The organism is Klebsiella sp. D-Nf1, assembly GCF_002810515.1.
Taxonomy (GTDB): Bacteria; Pseudomonadota; Gammaproteobacteria; order Enterobacterales; family Enterobacteriaceae; genus Klebsiella; species Klebsiella variicola.
Genome location: NZ_PIOK01000003.1, coordinates 211,182 through 233,096 on the forward strand (window position 1 = coordinate 211,182; position 21,915 = coordinate 233,096).

Sequence of the window (21,915 nt, forward strand, 5' to 3'; positions counted from 1 at the left end):
GAAAAAGCGGCGGGCAAAAAGGATCATGCTATGCTGGCAGGCGTTGCCGGCGACGAGGGCCGGGCAATGACGGACAGAATGAAACGGTGGATCGTGCAATGTCACATACAGTTCGACACAAGAAGATGTTACTGACCCGGCTGAAGAAAATTCAGGGGCAGAGTTCCGCGTTAGAGAAAATGCTTAATCGCGAGCATGAGTGCGCTGAGGTGCTACAGCAGCTGGCGGCGATCCGCGGCGCGGTCAACGGCATGATGCTGCAGGTTATTCAGGGGCATCTGACCGACCATGTGGTGAAAGAGCCAGACGAGACGCAGCGTGAAGCGGATCTGGAAACGGTGATGCAGGTCATTAAATCCTATCTGAAGTAGCACCTGGCAGCGGGCGGCCAAGAGGCCGCTCCCGCTGGTGTTCCGCTCAACGCTCCTGTCGCTTAATGGGCATGGAGGTTATTTTCCGCCCACAGAATGAACTTCTCTTTCGGCAGCGCCTTGCTGTACAGCCACCCCTGGGCGTACTGGACGCCATGCTGTCGCAGCCAGTCGCGCTGGCTTTCAGTTTCCACCCCTTCGGCGACGGTGGCCAGATTGAGCGCTTTGGCCATTTCAATAATGTGCGGCGTCAGTGGCCGGTATTCGAGGGTATCGACAAAGGATTTATCGATTTTCAGCGTGTCGACGTCCAGCTTCTGCAGATAGCTGAGGCTGGAGTAACCGGTACCAAAATCGTCAATCGAGATGCGGTGCCCGGCCTGGCGGTAGTGAGCGATCACCGGCATGGTGGTCTCCGGGTCGACAAACCCGCGCTCGGTAATTTCAAGGATGATCTGTTCGGCGGCGATTCCCCAATGCTGAAGCTGATCCCGCAACAGCGTGGGCAGGGTGGAGGAACGTAAATCATCTACTGAGAGATTGATGGAGATATGCACTTCCGGCCGCTGCCGCAGCCAGGGGCCCAGGTCGGTAAAAATTTTCCTGACGATATCTTCCGTCAACTGCGTAATCAGCCCGGTCTGCTCGGCCAGGGGAATAAAAATATCCGGTGATAAAAAGGTGCCGTCGGGTTGCTGCCAGCGCGCCAGCGCCTCGGCCCCGGCGATTTTCCCATCCTGCAACGAGATTATCGGCTGATAGTAAACCTGAATCGCTTCGGAGTTGAGTGCGTCCAGCATGCTGTTACGCGGTGAGCGCAGATGCCTGAGCAGGCGCAGCAGCAACCAGGTGGCAAGCAGGCTGGTGAAGATGCCGACAGGGAGCCAAAAGATCAGCTGTTGTCGAATGCGCTGCTGCAGCGGCAGTGTGGACGACCAGGTCACGATGCCGGAGCCTAGCTCGGGAATGCGCTGGATCCGATAGACCGTGTTATCCAGCGTCAGCATATTAACATGCGGATCTTTAATGCGTTGCCAGACCGTGTCCGGCAGCGGTTGGCTGCTGATCACCATTTTCAGGTGGTCCAAACCAAACAGCATGGTATGGATCTTCTCCTCGCTGGCAGGAACCACATCGATAAAAGAGATGGGATCGATCATTACCATATGCTGTTGACTGCCCATGGCCGTCATCTGGTGATCGAGGCCGAGATCGTTAATCGAGGTCAGCCAGGTGCGATAGCCGTCGGCGGCAATGTGATCCGGCGGGGGAAAAGTGACCGCGACGCTATGATCTTCCAGCGAGGAACATTGCGGCACGGAATCACGCAGCCAGAGCACTTCCTGCACGTAGCGATGGGTATAGGCGATGCGACGGAGCGTGAGCAGATGCTCAGGGCTACAGGAGGCGGCAGTGTGTGAGTCGGCCTCGCGCAGCGCTTCCCGCGCCTGATCGGCGACCTGCAGCGTGCGGACGACGATACGATTGGAATAATCATCCAGTTCACGATAAAACTGCATTTTGGCCTGTCGCGCTGCCTGCCAGATGCTGAGTGAGATGGGCAGGATGATGGCCAGTATCAGCACCCCTGTAAACAGCGCCACCAGATGCCGGGTCCTCATGCCTGTGTCCTTATCGTTCGCCGGGTGTCATCAGTATATGCGAAAGATAAACCGGGCGCAGCGAGAGAAGTGACCCGAGGTCGCGAAAAAACCGGCATCGCGAGAGGCTGCGATGCCGGGAGAGAAGGATGATTCCGATGCAGCAGAATAAAAAATGAGGGTGTGAATGCCGGGCAGGGTGTGTTCCGGCATTCAGTCGCAGCATACGCTGCGCAGATGACAGCAATATGTTAGCTAGTGCGCATCTGGAGCCGGGATATCGGCGCTGATACGCAGGTCGTTCTCATCAAATACCATGCAGAAGCGCTCATCGAAGGCCAGATTTATTTTCTGCCACGGGCGGAAATGGACGTCGCCTGGCAGCAGGACCTTGACGTTATCGTGGCCGTAGCACTGGCCGAACAGATAGGTATTGTTACCCAGACGCTCCACCACTTCACATTGAAACTCCACCACGGTACCGGTAGTGACGTCGGGCGTGAGATGCTCTGGCCGGATCCCCAGCGTCACCGCGGCGCCGGGCTTCAGCGGCTGGGTAGCGATATTGAGGGCCAACTGATGGTCCTGCGCGAGGGTGACCGTTAAGCGTTCCGGCTGCCAGTCGCTGACGATGGCCGGCAAAAAGTTCATCTTCGGCGAGCCGATAAAGCCGGCGACGAATTTGTTGACCGGATTGTAATACAGCGCCATCGGCGAACCCATTTGTTCGACCTTCCCGTAGTTCATGACCACGATTTTATCGGCCAGCGTCATCGCCTCTACCTGATCGTGCGTGACATACACCATGGTGGTCTTCAGCTCCTGGTGCAGACGGGCAATATGCAGGCGCATATCGACGCGCAGCTCCGCATCGAGGTTAGAGAGCGGCTCATCGAACATAAACACCCGGGGATTCCGTACGATCGCGCGGCCAATAGCCACGCGCTGCCGCTGGCCGCCGGAGAGCTGCTTCGGTTTACGATCCAGCAGGTGCGAGAGCTGCAGCGTTTTGGCTACCATTTCCACCTGGCGGCGGATCTCCGTTTTCGGCACTTTGTTAACCTTCAGCCCGTAGCCCATGTTCTCTGCCACCGTCATGTGCGGGTAGAGCGCATAGGACTGGAAGACCATCGCCACGCCGCGGCGGGCGGGCACCACATCATTCATCACCTCATCGCCGATCAGCACTTCACCCTCGCTGACCTCTTCCAGACCGGCAATCATGCGCAGCAGCGTCGATTTTCCACAGCCGGAAGGACCGACGAAGACGGCAAACTCGCCATCTTCAATATCGAGATTGACCTGGTGCAGCGTCACCGTGCTGCCGAACCTTTTGGTGACATTCCTCAGTCGTATATTGGACATCCACATTCCCCGAAGTGAGTAGCTGTTGTTTGCCGTTGGTATGCCGCTGTGTTTAGTATGAATTGTATTACGTGTAACAATTCAGCGTGGCGATGTTCAACAGCAGTAAAACCATGTCCTGACTATAACTTCCGCGGTTTTAGCGCCATACAGCGGCGTTTCATTTCTGCAAGGATGATCACACAACTGGCAGCTTATGGTAGTTTTGTCAGCAATCTACGGGTAGCGTATAACAAAAGAGAGCTGGAACCTTTTTCTCATATAACTCGGCAGTTTGAAGTGATTTGTTTTTCTGACTGGCAGAGATAAGTCCAATAAAAACCATTAAATTGTTATACCTTCACATGAGGTTGATAATGAAAAAGAACACGCTTGCTGCACTGATCCTTACCACCCTGGCGGCGGGGCAACTTACCAGCCTGCAGGCGCACGCCGCCGGGCAGCTCAACGTCTGGGAAGACATTAAAAAATCCACCGGCATCAAAACCGCGGTTAGCGATTTTGAAAAGCAGTACAACGTGAAGGTTAATCTCCAGGAGATGCCTTATGCCCAGCAGCTGGAAAAACTGCGCCTCGACGGCCCGGCGGGCATTGGGCCGGACGTGCTGGTGATCCCGAATGACCAGCTCGGCGGCGCCGTGGTTCAGGGACTTCTCTCGCCGCTCAGCGTCGATCAGGCGAAACAGGATGCCTTTACGCCAGCCTCCATCAATGCCTTCCGCATGGACAACGCGTTGTACGGGATCCCGAAGGCGGTGGAAACCCTGGTGCTTATCTACAACAAAGACCTGATCGACAAGCCGCTGGACAGCCTGCAGGCCTGGCTGGATTACTCGAAAACCCAGCGCGAGCAGAACAAATACGGCCTGCTCGCCAAGTTTGACCAGATCTATTACAGCTGGGGGGCGATTGGCCCGATGGGCGGTTATATCTTTGCTAAAAACGACAGCGGCGGCTTTAACCCGCAGCAGGTGGGTCTCAATACCCCCGGCGCCGTGGAAGCCGTCACCTTCCTGAAAAAATTCTATGCCGAGAAGGTCTTTCCGGCGGGGATCCTCGGCGATAACGGGCTGAATGCCATCGACTCGCTGTTTACCGAGAAAAAAGCGGCGGCGGTGATCAACGGCCCCTGGGCCTTCCAGCCGTATGAAGCCGCTGGCATTAACTATGGCGTGGCGCCTCTGCCGACCCTGCCGGACGGCAAGCCGATGAGCTCCTTCCTGGGCGTCAAAGGCTATGTGGTATCGACCTGGAGTAAAGACAAAGCGCTGGCGCAACAGTTTATCGAGTTCATCAACCAGCCGCAGTATGTGAAAGCCCGCTATGTCGCCACCGGCGAAATTCCGCCGCTGAAGGCGATGATTGACGATCCGGTGATTAAAAACGACCAAAAGGCCAGCGCCGTTGCCATCCAGTCGGCGCGGGCGGTGGCGATGCCGGGCATTCCGGAGATGGGGGAAGTGTGGGGGCCGGCCAACGCCGCGCTTGAACTGAGCCTCACCGGTAAGCAGGCGCCGCAGGCCGCACTTGATAATGCGGTGAAACAGATCACGATGCAGATCGAAGCAATGCAGGCCAGCAATCAGTAATTCACCGTTACGTGAAGTCACCGAGCGGGAGGGGGACCTCCCGTTTGTAGAAGGAGTTGAGTGTGAGCATCCATTCCAGCGAAAATTTTAGCGACGCGCGCGGGCCCGGGCGTCATGCGTGGTGCGGCCTGCTGCTGGCAATCGTGCCGGGTTTCGGTCAGTTTTATCATCGCCAGTGGCTGAAAGGGCTGGTCTTCCTGGTGCTGCTGAGCAGCTTTCTGGGCATTTTTTATGATTTCCTGCGCGAGGGGCTGTGGGGGTTATATACCCTGGGCGAAGAGGTGCCCCGGGATAACTCTATCTTCCTGCTAGCGGAGGGGATTATCAGCGTGCTGATTGTCGCCTTCGGCGTGCTGATCTATTTTCTCTCGCTGCGGGATGCGTGGCTGAATGGCAAAAAACGCGATGAGGGGATCGCCCTGAACAGCGTGCGTAAGCAGTACCAGATGCTGCTGAGCGACGGATTTCCGTATCTGATGATCACCCCGGGCTTTATTCTGCTGGTGTTTGTAGTGATCTTTCCGATTCTGTTCGGTTTCGCCATCGCCTTCACCAACTACAACCTGTACCACACGCCGCCGGCGAAGCTGGTGGACTGGGTGGGCCTGAAAAACTTCGTCAATATTTTCACCCTCTCCATTTGGCGCTCCACCTTCCTGGATGTGCTGCAGTGGACCGTGGTGTGGACGCTGCTGGCGACCACCCTGCAGTGTACGGTGGGCGTGCTGCTGGCGATTCTGGTGAACCAAAAAGATCTGCGCTTTAAGCCGCTGATCCGCACCATCTTTATTTTGCCGTGGGCGGTGCCGGGGTTTGTCACCATCCTCGTCTTTGCCGGGATGTTTAACGATTCATTCGGGGTCATCAACAACGCGATCCTGTCGTTCTTCGGCATCAGCCCGAAGGCATGGTTGACCGACCCATTCTGGACCAAAACGGCGCTGATCATGATGCAGACCTGGCTTGGCTTCCCGTTTGTCTTTGCCATGACCACCGGCGTGCTGCAGGCGATCCCGGACGATCTGTATGAAGCGGCGACGATGGACGGCGCCAGCGCCTTTACTCGTCTGCGCACCATCACCCTGCCGCTGGTGCTGTACGCGATCGCGCCGATCATTATCACCCAGTACACCTTCAACTTTAATAACTTCAACATCATTTATCTGTTTAACAACGGCGGTCCTGCGGTGGCGGGCTCCAACGCTGGTGGGACGGATATTCTGGTGTCGTGGATCTATAAGCTGACGATGTCCTCGTCGCAGTACGCCATCGCGGCGACCATCACGATCCTGCTGTCGATCTTCGTCGTCGGCCTGGCGCTGTGGCAGTTCCGCGCCACCAAATCCTTCAAAAATGACGATATGGCGTAAGGGAAGCAACATGGCTCAATCACCCAGTATTAAACGCGAAAAGTGGATCCGACTCTCTCTTACCTGGCTGGTGGTTATTCTGGTCTCGGTGGTGATTATCTATCCGCTGGTCTGGACGGTCGGGGCATCGCTGAACGCCGGCAATAGCCTGCTCAGTACCTCGATCATTCCGGAAAACCTGTCGTTCCAGCACTATGCCGATCTGTTCAATGGCAATGTGAATTACCTCACCTGGTACTGGAACTCGATGAAAATCAGCTTCCTGACCATGGTGCTGACCCTGATTAGCGTCAGCTTTACCGCTTACGCCTTCTCCCGCTTCCGCTTTAAAGGGCGGCAGAACGGGCTGATGCTGTTCCTGCTGCTGCAGATGATCCCGCAGTTTTCCGCGCTGATTGCGATCTTTGTGCTGTCGCAACTGCTTGGCCTGATTAACAGCCATCTGGCGCTGGTGCTGATCTACGTCGGGGGGATGATCCCGATGAATACCTGGCTGATGAAGGGGTATCTCGACGCGATCCCCAAAGATCTGGATGAGTCCGCCCGCATGGATGGCGCCAGCAGCTTTCGCATCTTTATCGAGATCATCATGCCGTTGTCGAGGCCTATCCTCGCGGTGGTGGCGCTGTTCTCTTTCACCGGTCCGCTGGGGGATTTCATCCTCTCCAGCACCATCCTGCGCACCCCGGATAAATACACGCTGCCTATTGGTCTGTATAACCTGGTGGCACAAAAAATGGGTGCCAGCTACACCACCTACGCGGCGGGGGCGGTGTTGATTGCCGTACCGGTGGCGATCCTCTACCTGGCGTTACAAAAATACTTTGTCTCCGGCCTGACCTCGGGCAGTACTAAAGGATAAGCACATGAAAAGATTCACACCCGCATGGCTTGCGGTTTGTCTGGCATGCAGTTTCTCCACCCCTTCTCTGGCCGCGGACGCACTTGAAACCCGCGCGTTTCAGGGCATGCCGGCGGACTTTATCAAAGGCGCGGATATCTCCACGCTGCTGGATGCCGAAAAGCACGGGGCGACGTTCTACGACCAGAATAATCAGCGCAAGGATCCGATCGCGATTCTGAAAGAGAACGGCGTCAACTATGTTCGCCTCCGTCTGTGGGTGGATCCGAAATCGGCGAGCGGCGAGGACTATGGCGGCGGAAATAACGACCTGGCCACCACCCTGACCCTCGCGAAACGGGCGAAAGCCCAGGGGATGAAACTGCTGCTCGATTTTCATTACAGCGATTTCTGGACCGATCCCGGCAAGCAGTTCAAACCGAAAGCCTGGGAAAAGATGGATTATCCGCAGCTGAAAACGGCGATTCATGACTATACCCGCGATACCATCGCCCGCTTTAAGCAGGCGGGCGTCCTGCCGGATATGGTGCAGATCGGCAACGAAATCAACGGTGGCATCCTGTGGCCGGAAGGGAAAAGCTGGGGGCAGGGCGGCGGAGAGTTCGACCGTCTAGCCGGGCTGCTGAACGCGGCTATTGATGGCCTAAAGGAAAATCTGCATCACGGCGAGCAGGTGAAAATCATGCTGCATCTGGCCGAAGGGACCAAGAACGATACCTTCCGCTGGTGGTTTGATGAGATTGATAAACGCCATGTGCCATATGACGTGATTGGTCTGTCGATGTACACCTACTGGAATGGCCCGATCAGCGCCCTGAAGGCTAACATGGATGACATCAGCAAACGCTATAACAAAGACGTTATCGTCGTCGAGGCGGCCTATGCCTATACCCTGGCCAACTGTGATAACGCGGAAAATAGTTTCCAGGCGAAAGAGGAAAAGGACGGGGGTTATCCCGCCACCGTGCAGGGGCAATATCACTATATTCACGATCTGATGCAGGCCGTAATAGATGTTCCCGATCAGCGCGGCAAGGGTATTTTTTACTGGGAGCCCACGTGGATTGCCGTGCCGGGAAATACCTGGGCTACCCCGGCGGGGATGAAATATATCCACGACGAGTGGAAAGAAGGCAATGCACGTGAAAATCAGGCGCTATTTGATTGCCAGGGAAAAGTATTGCCGTCGGTAAAAGTTTTTAATTAATTTTTTGTCGTCTTTTTCAGGAAGTTTATTATGAATAAATTTGCACCTTTACATCCGAAGGTTAGTACGCTGCTGCATGGCGCGGATTATAATCCGGAGCAATGGGAGAATGACCCCGATATTATTGATAAAGACATTGCCATGATGCAGCAGGCAAAATGCAATGTGATGTCGGTGGGAATATTTAGCTGGGCGAAACTGGAGCCACGCGAAGGGGTATTTGATTTCGCCTGGCTGGATACTATCCTCGATAAACTGTATGCCGCCGGCATTCATGTTTTTCTGGCCACGCCGAGCGGCGCGCGTCCGGCGTGGATGTCTCAGCGCTATCCGCAGGTTCTGCGGGTGGGACGCGATCGGGTGCCGGCACTGCACGGTGGCCGTCATAACCACTGTATGTCGTCACCGGTCTATCGCGAGAAGACCCTGAAAATCAATACCCTGCTGGCGGAGCGTTATTCCTCACACCCGGCGGTGCTGGGCTGGCATATTTCCAACGAATATGGCGGCGAATGCCATTGCGATCTCTGCCAGAACCGTTTTCGCGACTGGCTGAAGGCGCGTTACCAGACCCTGGAGAACCTCAACCAGGCCTGGTGGAGCACCTTCTGGAGTCATACCTATACCGACTGGTCGCAGATTGAATCGCCTGCGCCGCAGGGCGAGGTGTCAATCCACGGTCTCAATCTTGACTGGCATCGCTTTAACACCGCTCAGGTGACCGATTTCTGCCGCCATGAAATTGCCCCGCTGAAGGCGGCGAACGCCTCCCTGCCGGTGACCACCAACTTTATGGAGTATTTCTACGATTACGACTACTGGCAACTGGCGGAGGCGCTGGACTTTATCTCGTGGGACAGCTATCCAATGTGGCACCGCGATAAAGACGAAACCGCGCTGGCCTGCTACACCGCGATGTATCACGACATGATGCGCAGCCTGAAGGGCGGCAAACCGTTTGTGCTGATGGAGTCCACACCGGGCGCCACCAACTGGCAGCCGACCAGCAAACTGAAGAAGCCGGGAATGCATATTCTCTCCTCACTGCAGGCGGTGGCGCATGGCGCCGACTCGGTGCAGTATTTCCAGTGGCGGAAAAGTCGCGGTTCGGTTGAGAAATTTCACGGCGCGGTGGTCGACCACGTCGGGCACATCGATACCCGTATTGGACGTGAAGTCAGCCAGCTCGGTGAGATACTGAGCAAGCTGCCGGAGGTCCGGGGCTGTCGCACCGAGGCGAAAGTAGCGATTATCTTCGACCAGCAAAACCGCTGGGCGCTTGATGACGCCCAGGGGCCGCGCAATCTGGGTATGGAGTATGAGAAGACGGTCAACGAGCACTACCGCCCGTTCTGGGAGCAGGGCATTGCCGTCGATGTGATTGACGCTGATGTCGATTTAACGCCGTACCGGTTAGTGATTGCTCCGATGTTATATATGGTGCGCGATGGCTTTGCCGGGCGGGCAGAGGCGTTTGTCGCCAGCGGCGGCCACCTGGTGACCACCTACTGGACCGGCATCGTCAATGAGTCCGATCTCTGCTATCTCGGTGGCTTCCCGGGCCCGCTGCGCAATCTGCTGGGGATCTGGGCGGAAGAGATCGACTGCCTGAATGACGGCGAGTTTAATCTTGTGCAGGGGCTTGCCGGGAATCAGTGCGGTCTGCAGGGCCCCTATCAGGTGCGCCATCTCTGTGAACTAATCCATACCGAGAGCGCTCAGACGCTGGCCACCTACCGGGATGATTTCTATGCCGGACGGCCGGCGGTGACGGTGAACGGCTTCGGGAAAGGTAAAGCCTGGCATGTGGCTTCCCGCAACGATTTAGCCTTCCAGCGCGACTTCTTTGCCGCCCTGAGCAGGGGGCTGGCTCTGCCGCGGGCGATAGCGGCGGATTTACCACCCGGCGTAGTGGCTACCGCGCGCACCGACGGTGAGAGCACGTTTGTCTTCCTGCAGAACTACAGCGCGCAAAGTCATACCCTGACTCTACCGCCTGGGTATCGGGATTGCCTGACCGACGCGGCGATGTCGGACCCGCTGACCCTGACAGCATGGGATTGCCGTATTCTTCGTCGTCACGCCTAATCCTTTTTTCTCCACGCCTGCTCTGCTGAGCAGGCTTTTTTTTATCTTAAACCTGGAGTTTATGATGGTGAGTTTAAAATCTTTCCTGCACTATTTCTCCCCTGCGCGTCCGGCACAGCCATTAAGCGAGGCGGAAAAACAGCAAATCGAGGCGCTTATTCAGGCCTTTGGTGGCGAAGCGAATATTACGCAAGTGGATGCCTGTATTACTCGTCTGCGGGTGACGGTTCGTCATCTTGCGGCCGTGGATACTGACGCATTACAGCAGCAGGGCGCGCTGGGCGTCATTATTCTCGGTCAGCAGGTTCATGCTATTTTCGGTAAGCAGTCCGATGCGCTGCGTCAATTGCTGGATGAGCATTTTGCCACCCGGAAATAAATAAAAAGGGATAACCTGAAAACAGGTTATCCCGAAAATAAGACAAAGACAGCAGTGGCAATAATGATTACCGGAGGGGTAATTAACGACCTTACAGTTGGAGATAAAAATAATGTACTTGTTTTACCAGCGCGATATTACCACCAGGCCTCAACCTGCACGCCGAAATTCCAGGTATTATTCGCCGTCTGGTCTTCAAACGGTTTACCATCTTCGGAATCATTCAGGTATGAAGCAAAAATGCGTAATTCCGGGCGTGACATAAAGTCCGGCCCGTCCGCGAGGCCCAGCGCAATGGTATATTTCTCACCGGCCTGTTTGTAGCTGGTGCCATTGTTATAGCTGTCTTTCTGATAGAAACCGCCGACTTCGCCAATCAGGCGGACGTAGTCGGTGAACTGATACTGCCCACGGGCAACCAGCGACAGCATCCGCGTTTTGTCGGTGTAGTCGGTAATGTCATCCGCCGAGCCCCAGGTCAGGACGTGGTTGATGGAGAACTTTTCGGTAATCGGGATCAGGCCGGTGTTAATCACGCGATAGCCGGTGGCATCGTTCACGTAGTTCCACATATCGTACCAGCCGCCGCCCTGGGAGACCATGTTCTGCGCCAGCCCTTTGTTGGCATACTGAAGCACGGTTTTGTTATAGCCGCCCAGCATATCCTGACTGATTTCACCGGTCAGCATCACGCCATTATCGGCATCGTACAGCCCGCCGTAGCTGTCCTGTTTTTTGGTGGTGTTCGGCATGGCGTAGTCGATGCCGAATTCGGTCCACGAACCTGACCACGGCTTCCAGCCTGCGTAGCGTAAATCGATATAGTTAATATTGACGTTGCTGTCGCCATCGACGCGATAGTCGACGTCGTTGGCATCGCCGCGGATCCAGGCCAGCGAGACGGCGCCCGGGCCAAGGGTGTAGTTTTCCACCCCGGCTCCTGAGCCGGAAATATTCCAGTATTTAGTATCGATGATGTGCAGATCGTGACGCTGATAGTAACGTTTTCCGCCCCAGATCACCGCATTCGGATCGCCCGGGATCAGCCCTTTGATCTGCAGGTTCAACTGACGTAAGCCGAACTGCGCATCATCATTCAGCGTGGTTTCATTATCGTTAGAGCCGTCGGACACCATGCTGACCATGCTGTCGAGATAGAAGCTGACGTCATCTTTCTTGTAGACCTCGGAGCCCAGCTCTAACTCACCATAGGTATCCGATTCGTTACCCAAACGGCCCAGCTTGTTCTTTTGCCATTCCGCTTCGCTACCGTCGCCGGAGACCCCAACCCCGGCGCGCATATAGCCATGGAAATCGATAGTCGGGATCGCGGCGGTCGCCGCAAGCGCGGAAGGGGCGATTAGCGCAGCGGCTAACGCGGCGGAAAGGGCGCGCAGTGTCGTATTCATCTCTATCCTCTTATTGTTTTGTATTACGTTCACATAACTGATGTCATAAAATGCCTAAATGTAACTTCACGCAAATGAGATATGATTATTGTGTGATTAAGTGCAAATAATTATGCTGGTTTTTGTTGTGATGGGTGAGGTGATTCACAATTAACTGTATTGTGAACGTAATACTTTTTTGGGTATGATTTTGCGATGGAAGGTGGCGGTGAGCGTTTTTTCAAATGGCCCCTGTTACAATCATGGGATAACAACATAAGGAACCGGACCATGAAGTCTAAAAGCGCTACTCTGGAAGACGTCGCACGCCATGCAGGCGTCTCTTACCAGACCGTGTCCAGGGTACTCAATAAATCTGCCAATGTATCCGAAGCGACGCGCCGCAAGGTGGAGAAATCGATAGAGGCCTTACGCTATGTGCCAAACCGGCTGGCGCAGCAGCTGGTGGGGAAGGAGAGCCAGACGGTCGGGCTGGTGACGATTTCGCTGGCCTGGCATGCGCCTTCCCAGGTGGCGGCGGCGGTAAAACGCTATGCCAATCTGGAAGGTTACCAGGTCCTGATTTCGATGATCGATGAGAGCGTCAACCAAAGTATTCAGGATTCCATCAATGAGCTGAAGTCTCAGCGGGTGGATAAAGTCATTATCAACGTGCCGCTGGAGACCGAGCAGGCGCAGAAAATCGCCGCTGACAACGATGATATCGTCTGCCTTTTTCTCGATGTCGATCCTTATAGTTCCGTGTTTAACGTTTCGTTTAATCCGGCAGATGGCACCCGGGCCAGCGTCAAATATCTTTATGAGATGGGGCATCGGGAGATCGCGCTGCTGGCGGGGCCGGACAGCTCTGTATCGGCCAAACTCCGGCTGAAAAGCTGGCTGGAGACCCTGGAGGGCTATGGCCTGAAGCCGGTGACCGTCCTGCACGGCAACTGGGATGCGCAAAGCGGCTATGCCGGTGCGCTGCAGATGCTGCGCGAAACGCCCAATTTCAGCGCCGTGCTGGTGGGGAATGACCAGATGGCGCTGGGGGTGCTCAGCGCCTTCCATCAGCACCAGGTGGCGGTGCCGGGGGAGAAGTCCGTTATTGGCTATGACGATACCTACGAAAGCTCCTTTTTCTATCCAGCGCTGAGTACGGTGTCGCTGGACCTCGATCTGCAGGGGAAAGAGGCGGTGCGGCGGATCCTCGCCAGCACCAGCGGTGCGCCACATACTTCATCCATCCTGCCGGCGCGTCTGGTGATACGCCATTCCAGCGGCGCCAGAACCGAGCAAGGCAAAGATCTGCAGGCCATCGCGGAACAGCTGCGCGCTATCGCCCACCGTCTGGCCCCCTGAAGCCAAAGGCGGGGAAACTCGCCTTAGGCCATTACCCTTTATTTGAACATGGTTGATCTTTGTCGTGGAACGGCGTAATTTAAATGTTATGTTATAACATAATGACGAGGTCATCATGAAAGCCCATATCCATCCCCCCTATCGCACGGTGGTGTTTCACGACACCAGCGTTAATGAGTATTTTAAAGTCGGTTCCACCATCCGCACCGATCGCGTAATTGAACTCGACGGCGAAACTTTTCCATATGTGACGATCGAGGTCTCCTCGAAATCGCATCCGTACTACACCGGCAAACAAAAAACCTTCGCCAGCGAGGGCAGCGCGGCCCGGTTCCGTCAGCGCTTCGGCAGCTTTATTGATGCGAAAAGGAAGGCATGATGCAGGTCGTTAACTCATTACGCAGCGCCAAACAGCGCCACCCGGATTGTCAGCTGGTCAAGCGCAAAGGGCGGCTGTACGTTATCTGTAAGAGCAACCCCCGCTTTAAAGCGGTGCAGGGGCGCAAAAAACGTCGTTAACGGAAACTCTCCAGGGTGCGGCGCTGCTGACCGTCGGCGGTAAAATTGTCGGCGGCCAGCCATTGCCGCATGGCGTTATCCAGCGGCGGCCATTCGCCGTCTATCACCGAAAACCAGTCCGTATCCCGGTTATGTCCTTTGCTCACCAGCGCCTGGCGAAAACGTCCTTCGTACTGAAAACCCAGCCGTCTTGCCGCCCGGCCCGACGGCGTATTGAGACTATTACATTTCCATTCATAGCGACGATAGCCGAGCGTATCAAACACATACTGCATCAACAGCCAGTGCGCTTCGGTGGCCATAGCCGTTCGGCTCAGCAACGGTGAAAAATGCACATGTCCCACCTCTACCACACCGTGGGTGGCGTCGATGCGCATTAACGCCAGCGAGCCAACCGCTTTCCCTTGCCGCTGGTCAACGACGGCAAAATGGATCGGGTCTGCCAGCGTGGCGACCTGCTCCACCCAGGCACTGAATTCTGCAAGGTTGCTCTCAGGTTCACGCAGCAGCCACGTCCAGCTCCGGGCGTCTGGCGCCAGCTGGTGAGCAGCAAACAGATCGCTGGCATGAGCAAGAGTCAGCGGTTCGAGCTGGCAGCGGCTGCCCTGTAATACCTGCCGTGCTGGCCATGGACGCGGTTGCCAGTCAGGCAACGCGGCGCCGAGCGCTTGTCCAAACTGATTGTATTCACACATTGCGGTTTCCTTAGCGGGGTATTTCAGGCAGCGTACTCGTTCACTGGTTCCATAAAAAGTGCCACAGGAGTATGTTTTTATAGGGCCACGAGGAGGTGAAATGAACATACCGGACGATGGGTTTTTTACGCTGGTGACGCAGGGGATGCGTGACCGAATGGACGAGACCCTGCAGCGGGCCCTTTACCACACATTGCGCCATGCCATCCTGCAGGGAACCCTGGCGGCCAGCTGCCGTTTGCCCGGATCGCGAGTGATTGCCGGACGGCTGCAGCTGTCGCGGAATACGGTCAATGCTGCACTGGAGCAGCTGGCGCTGGAGGGGTACCTGACGCGGAGCCGTCAGGGGACGCAGGTGGTACCGCTCGCCGCCTGCCGCGAAGAGGCTGTGAAGGTGCCGCCCGTTGTGCTGCCTGAGCGGCTGCAAGGGCTGCCAGCCGCGATGCGTCGCGACTCTCCGGCGCTGCTGTTTACCCCTGGCATGCCGGCGGTGAACTATTTTCCGTTGCCGCTGTGGCGGCGGCTGATGGATAACGTCTTACGTGACGAGGGCAGCGCGCTGCTGGGCTATGGTGAGGCGGCAGGCGACTCTCTGCTGCGTGAGGCTATCGCTCGCCATCTGGCGCTGTCCCGGGGGATCCGTTGCGATATTCGGCAGATTGTCATTACCGAGGGGGCGCTGGAAGGGGTGAACTTATGCGCTTCGCTACTGACGGATCCTGGCGACAGCGTGTGGGTGGAAGAGCCGGGTTACCTGGGGGCCAGGAGCAGCTTCCAGCGGGCAGGGCTGCGGGTCAGCGGGATGGCGGTCGATGATGAAGGGATGGGTATCGCCAACGGCGTCGCGGAGCCGCCCCGGCTTATCTTCACCTCTCCCTCTCATCAGTATCCCCTCGGGAGCGTCATGAGCGCTGCGCGACGTCTGGCGCTGGTGGAGTATGCCCGCCTGCACGGGGCGTGGATTGTGGAGGATGACTACGACAGCGAGTTTCGCCATAGCGGAGAGCCGATCCCGGCGATGCTGGGAATGGTGCCTGATGCCCCGGTGGTGTATCTCGGTACCTTCAGCAAAACGCTCTTTCCGGCGCTGCGTATTGGCTTCATGGTGATGCCGCCTGCGCTGGCGGATGCCGCGCAGGGTGCGATTGGCACGTTGCTGCGTGGGGGACACCGCACTGAACAGCGGGCGCTGGCCAGGTTTATTGAGAAGGGGCACTATGCTCGCCATCTGGCGGCCATGCGTCGCCTGTACCGCAAGCGTCAACAACAGCTGCGTGAGGCACTGGCGCAAGAGATAACCGTGCCATGCGACGTCCTTGGCGGGGAAGGGGGGCTCCATCTGACGGTGGCAATGGAAGGGATTGATGACCAGGCGATTGCACAGCAGGCGCGTCAGTTTCAACTGGCGCCTGCCGCGTTAAGTCATTTCTATCTCGACCCGCAGCGAGCGCGGAGCGGGCTGGTGCTGGGATATGGTAATACTTCTGCTTCCCGCTATCCGTTGGCGCTGCGGACGCTAAATCGTCTTATTGTGCAGCACCGGCGCGGGTCAGTGTAAAGACGTCGTAGAAGGAGAGCTCGCCTTTGGTGGCGACCATCTTTTTGAGCTGCGCCTTCTGCTCGCCATCGACATCCGGCGACTGAAGAATACGCTCGATCAGCTGCCGGGGAACAAAGCGGGTGTTGTACCATTCCCCGTTGTAGCACACCCGAAAGTCGAGGACATCGATATCTTCATAACGATAGCGTGGATAGACGTCAAAGAAGAAAAAAGCGTTGAACAGGATGAACAGCACCACCAGTAACCAGACCGAGTCTACCAGCGTTTCAGAGCGCAACATGACCACCAGCGTCGCCAGAAACGCGGCATACATGGCAACAAACAGCCCCGGATGGTTGCGAATAAAACTGATGCTAAAACGCGGGCGATTATCGCGTTTTTCCTGAACGTTGAGTTCGTCAATAGTGTGAGTTAGCAGGCGTTGTATTTCTGTCATCTTGGTCCCCGAATTCTGCAATGAGCCAACCGCGTGCGCCCGGCGGACCAGGCGTAGCAGGCTCAGCCTGAAGGCTATTTTATGTTGCAATATTCCGAGGCGAAAGTAACAGATCAGTTACAGAAAAGCATAACAGTTACGGATTTGGTACCGGAAGGCGCTTGATGATCTGCGCCGGGTTGCCGCCGACGACAGCCCAGGCCGGGACATCTTTGGTCACTACCGCTCCAGATGCAATGACCGCATTATCGCCAATGGTCACCCCGGGATTGATCACCGCCCGGCCGCCAATCCACACATTGTGGCCAATGGTCACCGGTTTGCCATATTCCTGGCCGCTGTTACGCGCCTCAGCATCCAGCGGATGGGTGGCGGTATAAATATGGACACCCGGCGCCAGCATGCAATTATCGCCAATATGAATAGGGCAGACGTCCAGCATCACGCAGTCAAAATTGGCGTAAAAAGCGTTGCCGAGAAAGATATTGTAGCCGTAGTCGCAGCGAAAGCTTGGCTCGATATACGCATCGCCGGCGCGACCGAACAGCTCGGCCAGAATATGCTGACGCTCTTCCTGCGCATCCGGGGAGGAATGATTATAACGATGCAACAACTGTCTGGCGCGCAGGCGATCGGCGCGAAGCGTTGGGTCGCCAGATAAATAGAGCTCACCGGCGATCATTTTACGTTTTTCTTCACTCATGGGTCTTCCTTATACCTGACTTTAGATGGCCGTAGCAGTATAAAAAAGAAACCGGTTACAGGGTTGCTGTTAGCTGAATGATGTGATGACTATCACAAAGATACCCTGCGGCGGCTGACGCGTATCGTCCGGTCAGCAGACCACGTTGTGCGCGTCGATTAGCGGATAAACTTCCAGACTGATGTGGGGATCTTATCGTACAGCTTATTCATGGTCAGTTCAGCCAGACGATGGTCAGCGGCTGAGTAAAATACCGCCAGCTCATTATCAGACAGTTCATATTTATTTTTTTCAATGACGCGCTCCAGCGTGTCAATTGTCTGGCAACGACGTAAGCGCATCAAATAGTCTGTTTTAGTTAATGGCTTATCAGACATAATTCCACCTTTTGATTGTAATAATTCTAACACGAGAGACTGGCCGGGTTTTCCCGACTGGCGTTGACAAAGCAACGAAATAGCCGATTACCGGATTTTTTCCACTTTTGCAAATCCGATGAGTTAATGCCGTAGTTACTGAACAAAGTAAAAGTATCGTCCAGATATTCGTCAACCTGGGCGACCAGCTTATTATCCTCAGTGTACTTAATTTTATAATTAAGCGCGAACGTGGCAATGTGCTCGATCAATTCATTTAACTGAAGATTGACAGCCGAAGTCGGGTCGTTGACCCAGCCATGGTTGCTCTCTTCCAGGTTTGCAAGGCAGTCATGATACAGCGTTTCGCAGAGAAAGCGTAGCTGTGCAATATCATGTCTTTTTGGCGAGTATTCGTCCATAACGCATCCCCTTTTGAGTGGTTTAAACGACGACTAACAAACACCGTTGTGGGATGAACACGACTAACCGACCTGACACTAACTGAGTAATCCTGCTGATTTAACTATAATCCACTCTCCAACAGATTTCATCGTGCTATTACGAAAAATTACAATTATCAGAGAGAAATTATCTTAAAAATAGACAAATTAATTTCTTTGGCCCTGGCGCACAGCCTGAGAAATAGAGAAGTCTTATCAATCATTGGCTTAAGGCAGGCAGCAGTCGCGTTCAGAAACCGCCGGCCGAGGGCACTGGTATTAGGATTATTCCTGGTCAATGAGTGTGTAAAGATCATGAGCGCAAGGCAATGTGAAAAAATAGCCAGGGCCATATCAATATATATTAAATGCAGCACGAAAAATAAACAATGGCAATATGTGCCCTGCGGCGAGGGACAAAAAAAGGGCCGCGAATGCGGCCCTTTGTTCAGGTGTAACGATTAATGATGCTCAACCTGATGGCTGTGCTCAATATCTTCCGTTTTCTTGCTAAAGCGGCGGCGAACCACCACGAAGAACACCGGCACGAAGAAGATCGCCAGAATCGTCGCCGTCACCATCCCGCCCATTACGCCAGTACCTACGGCGTTCTGTGCGCCGGAGCCGGCACCCGAGCTGATAACCAGCGGCATAACGCCGAGGATAAACGCCAGGGAGGTCATCAGGATCGGACGCAGACGCATACGTACTGCTTCAAGCGTCGCCTCAATCAGCCCTTTGCCCTCTTTCTCCATCAGATCTTTGGCGAATTCAACGATCAATATGGCGTTCTTCGCCGACAGGCCGATGGTGGTCAACAGACCCACCTGGAAGTAAACGTCGTTGGTTAAACCGCGGAAGGTGGCGGCTAACAGCGCACCGACCACACCCAACGGGACGACCAGCATGACCGAGAACGGTATCGACCAGCTCTCATACAGCGCCGCCAGACACAGGAAGACGACAATCAGGGAGATGGCGTACAGGGCAGGGGCTTGGTTGCCGGACAGTCGTTCCTGATAAGACATCCCGGTCCAGTCGTAGCCGATACCAGAAGGCAGTTTACCCGCCAGCTCTTCCATCAGGCTCATCGCCTCACCCGTACTCTTGCCTGGCGCTGCCTGGCCGAGAATTTCCAGCGACGGCAGACCGTTGTAGCGTTCCAGACGCGGTGAACCGTATTCCCAGCGCGAGGTAGAGAAGGCGGAGAATGGCACCATCTGACCATCGCTGCCGCGAACATACCACTTGCCAATGTCTTCCGGCAGCATACGGTATTTCGCTTCAGACATGATGTACACTTTCTTCACGCGGCCACGGTCAATAAAGTCGTTGACATAGCTCCCGCCCCAGGCTGCGCCCAGCGTGGTGTTAATGTCGCTGATGGAGACGCCCAGCGCCTGGGCTTTTTCCTGATCGATATCGACTTTGAACTGCGGTGTATCTTCCAGACCGTTAGGACGCACGCCGGTTAACACGTCAGGATGCTGCGCCACCATGCCAAACAGCTGATTTCGCGCTTGCGTCAGTTTTTCGTGTCCCAGACCGCCCTGGTCAATGAGCTGGAAGTCAAAGCCGGTCGCGGTACCCAGTTCAACGATAGCTGGCAGGTTAAAGGCGAACACCATCGCATCTTTAATCTGCGAGAAGTAGCCCATCGCCCGGCCGGTGATCGCTTCAACTTTGTTTTCCTCACCCGGACGCTGGCTCCAGTCTTTCAGCGAGACGAACGCGATGCCGGTGTTCTGGCCACGACCGGCGAAACCGAAGCCGTTAACCGCAAACACGGATTCCACGTTGTTCTTCTCTTTGGTGAGATAGTAGTCCGTCATCTCATCCAGCACTTTCTGCGTACGCTCCTGGGTGGCGCCGGCAGGCAGCTGCGCCATGCTCAGGAATACCCCCTGGTCCTCGTCCGGCAGGAAGGAGCTCGGCAGACGGACGAACAGCCACGCCATGCCCACCACGATGATCAGATACAGCACCAGATAACGACCGGTGCTGCGCAGAATGTTGCCTACGCTGTCGGTGTAGTGGTGAGTGCTCTTATCGAACATGCGGTTAAACCAGCCGAAGAAACCGGTGGTCGCGCCATGGCTGCCTTTCTGAATAGGCTTCAGCATCGTGGCGCACAGCGCTGGCGTCAGGATCAACGCCACCAGTACCGACAGCGCCATCGCAGAAACGATAGTGATGGAGAACTGGCGATAGATGGCCCCGGTTGAACCGCCGAAGAACGCCATCGGGATAAATACCGCCGACAGCACCATGGCGATACCGACCAGCGCGCCCTGGATCTGTCCCATCGATTTACGCGTCGCTTCTTTCGGCGGCAGACCCTCTTCCGCCATTACGCGCTCGACGTTCTCGACCACCACGATGGCGTCATCCACCAACAGGCCGATGGCGAGCACCATCCCGAACATCGTCAGGGTGTTTATCGAGAAGCCAAACGCTGCCAGTACCGCGAAGGTGCCTAACAGGACCACCGGTACGGCGATGGTCGGGATCAGCGTGGCGCGGAAGTTCTGTAGGAACAGATACATGACCAGGAACACCAGGATGATCGCTTCAACCAGCGTTTTAACCACTTCGTGAATAGAGATTTTCACGAACGGGGTGGTGTCATACGGGTAAACGATCTTCATCCCCGACGGGAAAAACGGCTCCATCTTCGCCAGTTCAGCGCGAATAGCGTTGGCGGTATCCAGCGCGTTCGCGCCGGTAGCCAGTTTAATACCCAGACCGGATGCCGGCTGGCCGTTAAACTTCGCCACCACGTCATAGCTTTCGCCACCCAGTTCAATTTTGGCGACATCGCGCAGACGAACCTGGGAACCGTCCTGGTTCACCTTCAGCAGAATGTTGCCAAACTCTTCGGTATTGGTCAGACGGGTTTGCGCGATGATAGAGGCGTTAAGCTGCTGGCCTTTCACCGGCGGCGTACCGCCTAACTGACCTGCGGCCACCTGGGCGTTCTGTGCTTTCAGGGCGCTGATCACATCCACCGGAGTAAGCTGGAAGTTGTTCAGTTTGTTCGGATCCATCCAGATACGCATCGCGTACTGGGAACCGAACAGCTGAACGTCACCGACGCCGCTGGTACGGCTGATCGGGTCCTTCATGTTGGCCGCCACGTAGTCCGAAATATCGTCCTGGTTCATGGTGCCGTTAGTGTTAATGACGCCGACAACCATCAGGAAGCTGCTGGACGCTTTCTCAACGCTAATCCCTTGCTGCTGTACTTCTTGTGGCAGCAGGGGCGTCGCCAGCGCCAGCTTGTTCTGTACCTGGACCTGGGCGATATCCGGATCGGTGCCGGATTCGAAGGTCAGGGTGATGGTCGCCGTACCGGTGGAGTCGCCATTGGAGGACATGTACATCAGGTGGTCGATACCGTTCATATTCTGTTCGATAACCTGAGTCACGGTGTTCTGCACGGTTTCGGCGTCAGCACCGGGGTACATGGCGGTAATGGAAATTGCTGGCGGCGCAATCGTCGGATATTGCGCTACCGGCAATTTGAGGATCGATAATCCCCCAGCCAGCATGATGATGATGGCGATCACCCATGCAAATATGGGGCGATCGATAAAGAAATTAGGCATGTCTTAACGGCT

20 protein-coding genes and 1 pseudogene are annotated in these 21,915 nt (G+C 55.6%); 12 read left to right on the forward strand and 9 right to left on the reverse strand.

Going from position 1 to position 21,915, the window contains the following annotated elements; translation table 11 throughout:
- Nucleotides 1-98 precede the first annotated feature (98 nt).
- Nucleotides 99-371: a metal/formaldehyde-sensitive transcriptional repressor gene (locus tag CWM54_RS14740; protein ID WP_061155535.1), complete on the forward strand. Its 273-nt coding sequence runs from the start codon at nucleotides 99-101 to the stop codon at nucleotides 369-371.
- Nucleotides 372-433: 62 nt separating this feature from the next.
- Here CWM54_RS14740 and CWM54_RS14745 read toward each other — a convergent pair whose 3' ends face one another.
- Together CWM54_RS14745 and CWM54_RS14750 are read right to left on the reverse strand one after the other, a co-directional pair.
- On the reverse strand, nucleotides 434-1,993 hold the full coding sequence (locus CWM54_RS14745) for an EAL domain-containing protein (protein ID WP_061155534.1): 1,560 nt from the start codon (nucleotides 1,991-1,993) through the stop codon (nucleotides 434-436).
- Nucleotides 1,994-2,227: 234 nt separating this feature from the next.
- Complete coding sequence (locus CWM54_RS14750; RefSeq protein ID WP_016160387.1) at nucleotides 2,228-3,337, reverse strand: ABC transporter ATP-binding protein; 1,110 nt, start codon at nucleotides 3,335-3,337, stop codon at nucleotides 2,228-2,230.
- A gap of 356 nt (nucleotides 3,338-3,693) precedes the next feature.
- On the opposite strand from CWM54_RS14750, the gene CWM54_RS14755 reads away from it, so the two are divergent.
- The 6 genes from CWM54_RS14755 to CWM54_RS14780 all read left to right on the forward strand — a co-directional run bounded on the left by CWM54_RS14755 (nucleotide 3,694) and on the right by CWM54_RS14780 (nucleotide 10,832).
- Nucleotides 3,694-4,926, forward strand: coding sequence for a maltodextrin ABC transporter substrate-binding protein (locus CWM54_RS14755; protein ID WP_100697586.1), 1,233 nt, complete (start codon nucleotides 3,694-3,696; stop codon nucleotides 4,924-4,926).
- 62 nt (nucleotides 4,927-4,988) lie between these two features.
- Complete coding sequence (locus CWM54_RS14760; protein WP_008805425.1) at nucleotides 4,989-6,296, forward strand: carbohydrate ABC transporter permease; 1,308 nt, start codon at nucleotides 4,989-4,991, stop codon at nucleotides 6,294-6,296.
- A 10-nt stretch (nucleotides 6,297-6,306) separates the two neighbouring features.
- Nucleotides 6,307-7,158, forward strand: a complete 852-nt coding sequence (locus CWM54_RS14765; protein ID WP_004204761.1) for a sugar ABC transporter permease — start codon at nucleotides 6,307-6,309, stop codon at nucleotides 7,156-7,158.
- 4 nt (nucleotides 7,159-7,162) lie between these two features.
- Nucleotides 7,163-8,365, forward strand: coding sequence for an arabinogalactan endo-beta-1,4-galactanase (locus CWM54_RS14770; protein WP_100681320.1), 1,203 nt, complete (start codon nucleotides 7,163-7,165; stop codon nucleotides 8,363-8,365).
- Nucleotides 8,366-8,395: 30 nt separating this feature from the next.
- Complete coding sequence (locus CWM54_RS14775) at nucleotides 8,396-10,453, forward strand: beta-galactosidase (protein WP_100697588.1); 2,058 nt, start codon at nucleotides 8,396-8,398, stop codon at nucleotides 10,451-10,453.
- Between the two features lie 64 nt (nucleotides 10,454-10,517).
- Nucleotides 10,518-10,832 carry a glucose PTS transporter subunit EIIB gene (locus CWM54_RS14780; RefSeq protein WP_012542670.1) on the forward strand — a complete coding sequence of 105 codons (315 nt, stop codon included), beginning with the start codon at nucleotides 10,518-10,520 and terminating at the stop codon, nucleotides 10,830-10,832.
- Between the two features lie 137 nt (nucleotides 10,833-10,969).
- Here the strand turns inward: CWM54_RS14780 and CWM54_RS14785 are convergent, their stop codons facing one another.
- The gene (locus CWM54_RS14785; protein ID WP_061155530.1) at nucleotides 10,970-12,241 is read right to left on the reverse strand and encodes a maltoporin; all 1,272 of its coding nucleotides are present in this window, start codon (nucleotides 12,239-12,241) and stop codon (nucleotides 10,970-10,972) included.
- Between the two features lie 270 nt (nucleotides 12,242-12,511).
- Between CWM54_RS14785 and CWM54_RS14790 the strand changes: the two genes are divergently transcribed.
- The 3 genes from CWM54_RS14790 to ykgO all read left to right on the forward strand — a co-directional run bounded on the left by CWM54_RS14790 (nucleotide 12,512) and on the right by ykgO (nucleotide 14,101).
- The gene (locus CWM54_RS14790) at nucleotides 12,512-13,582 is read left to right on the forward strand and encodes a LacI family DNA-binding transcriptional regulator (protein WP_008805430.1); all 1,071 of its coding nucleotides are present in this window, start codon (nucleotides 12,512-12,514) and stop codon (nucleotides 13,580-13,582) included.
- 115 nt (nucleotides 13,583-13,697) lie between these two features.
- Nucleotides 13,698-13,961 carry a type B 50S ribosomal protein L31 gene (locus CWM54_RS14795; protein WP_100681316.1) on the forward strand — a complete coding sequence of 88 codons (264 nt, stop codon included), beginning with the start codon at nucleotides 13,698-13,700 and terminating at the stop codon, nucleotides 13,959-13,961.
- Complete coding sequence (gene ykgO, locus CWM54_RS14800) at nucleotides 13,961-14,101, forward strand: type B 50S ribosomal protein L36 (protein WP_002892018.1); 141 nt, start codon at nucleotides 13,961-13,963, stop codon at nucleotides 14,099-14,101. Before CWM54_RS14795 ends, ykgO begins: the two co-directional genes overlap by 1 nt.
- Here ykgO and CWM54_RS14805 read toward each other — a convergent pair.
- Complete coding sequence (locus CWM54_RS14805; protein WP_100681315.1) at nucleotides 14,098-14,796, reverse strand: GNAT family N-acetyltransferase; 699 nt, start codon at nucleotides 14,794-14,796, stop codon at nucleotides 14,098-14,100. The two genes, ykgO and CWM54_RS14805, sit on opposite strands and share 4 nt — an antisense overlap.
- Nucleotides 14,797-14,896: 100 nt before the next feature.
- On the opposite strand from CWM54_RS14805, the gene CWM54_RS14810 reads away from it, so the two are divergent.
- Nucleotides 14,897-16,354 carry a PLP-dependent aminotransferase family protein gene (locus tag CWM54_RS14810; RefSeq protein WP_100697590.1) on the forward strand — a complete coding sequence of 486 codons (1,458 nt, stop codon included), beginning with the start codon at nucleotides 14,897-14,899 and terminating at the stop codon, nucleotides 16,352-16,354.
- Here CWM54_RS14810 and CWM54_RS14815 read toward each other — a convergent pair.
- The gene (locus tag CWM54_RS14815) at nucleotides 16,323-16,793 is read right to left on the reverse strand and encodes a YlaC family protein (protein WP_061155526.1); all 471 of its coding nucleotides are present in this window, start codon (nucleotides 16,791-16,793) and stop codon (nucleotides 16,323-16,325) included. The two genes, CWM54_RS14810 and CWM54_RS14815, sit on opposite strands and share 32 nt — an antisense overlap.
- 33 nt (nucleotides 16,794-16,826) lie before the next feature.
- Here CWM54_RS14815 and CWM54_RS28665 point away from each other — a divergent pair.
- Nucleotides 16,827-16,958: pseudogene (locus tag CWM54_RS28665) on the forward strand (hypothetical protein).
- On the opposite strand, the gene maa reads toward CWM54_RS28665, so the two are convergent.
- The 4 genes from maa to acrB all read right to left on the reverse strand — a co-directional run bounded on the left by maa (nucleotide 16,930) and on the right by acrB (nucleotide 21,903).
- Nucleotides 16,930-17,496, reverse strand: coding sequence for a maltose O-acetyltransferase (gene maa / locus CWM54_RS14820; protein WP_061155525.1), 567 nt, complete (start codon nucleotides 17,494-17,496; stop codon nucleotides 16,930-16,932). The pseudogene CWM54_RS28665 and the gene maa overlap by 29 nt on opposite strands.
- A 158-nt stretch (nucleotides 17,497-17,654) precedes the next feature.
- Entirely contained in the window at nucleotides 17,655-17,873 is a 219-nt protein-coding gene (locus CWM54_RS14825; RefSeq protein WP_002892050.1) for an HHA domain-containing protein, read from the reverse strand.
- Between the two features lie 26 nt (nucleotides 17,874-17,899).
- A complete protein-coding gene (tomB, locus tag CWM54_RS14830; protein ID WP_061155524.1) occupies nucleotides 17,900-18,274 on the reverse strand; it encodes an Hha toxicity modulator TomB in 375 nt (124 codons plus the stop codon).
- 482 nt (nucleotides 18,275-18,756) lie between these two features.
- Entirely contained in the window at nucleotides 18,757-21,903 is a 3,147-nt protein-coding gene (gene acrB / locus CWM54_RS14835) for a multidrug efflux RND transporter permease subunit AcrB (protein WP_100697592.1), read from the reverse strand.
- Nucleotides 21,904-21,915 lie beyond the last annotated feature (12 nt).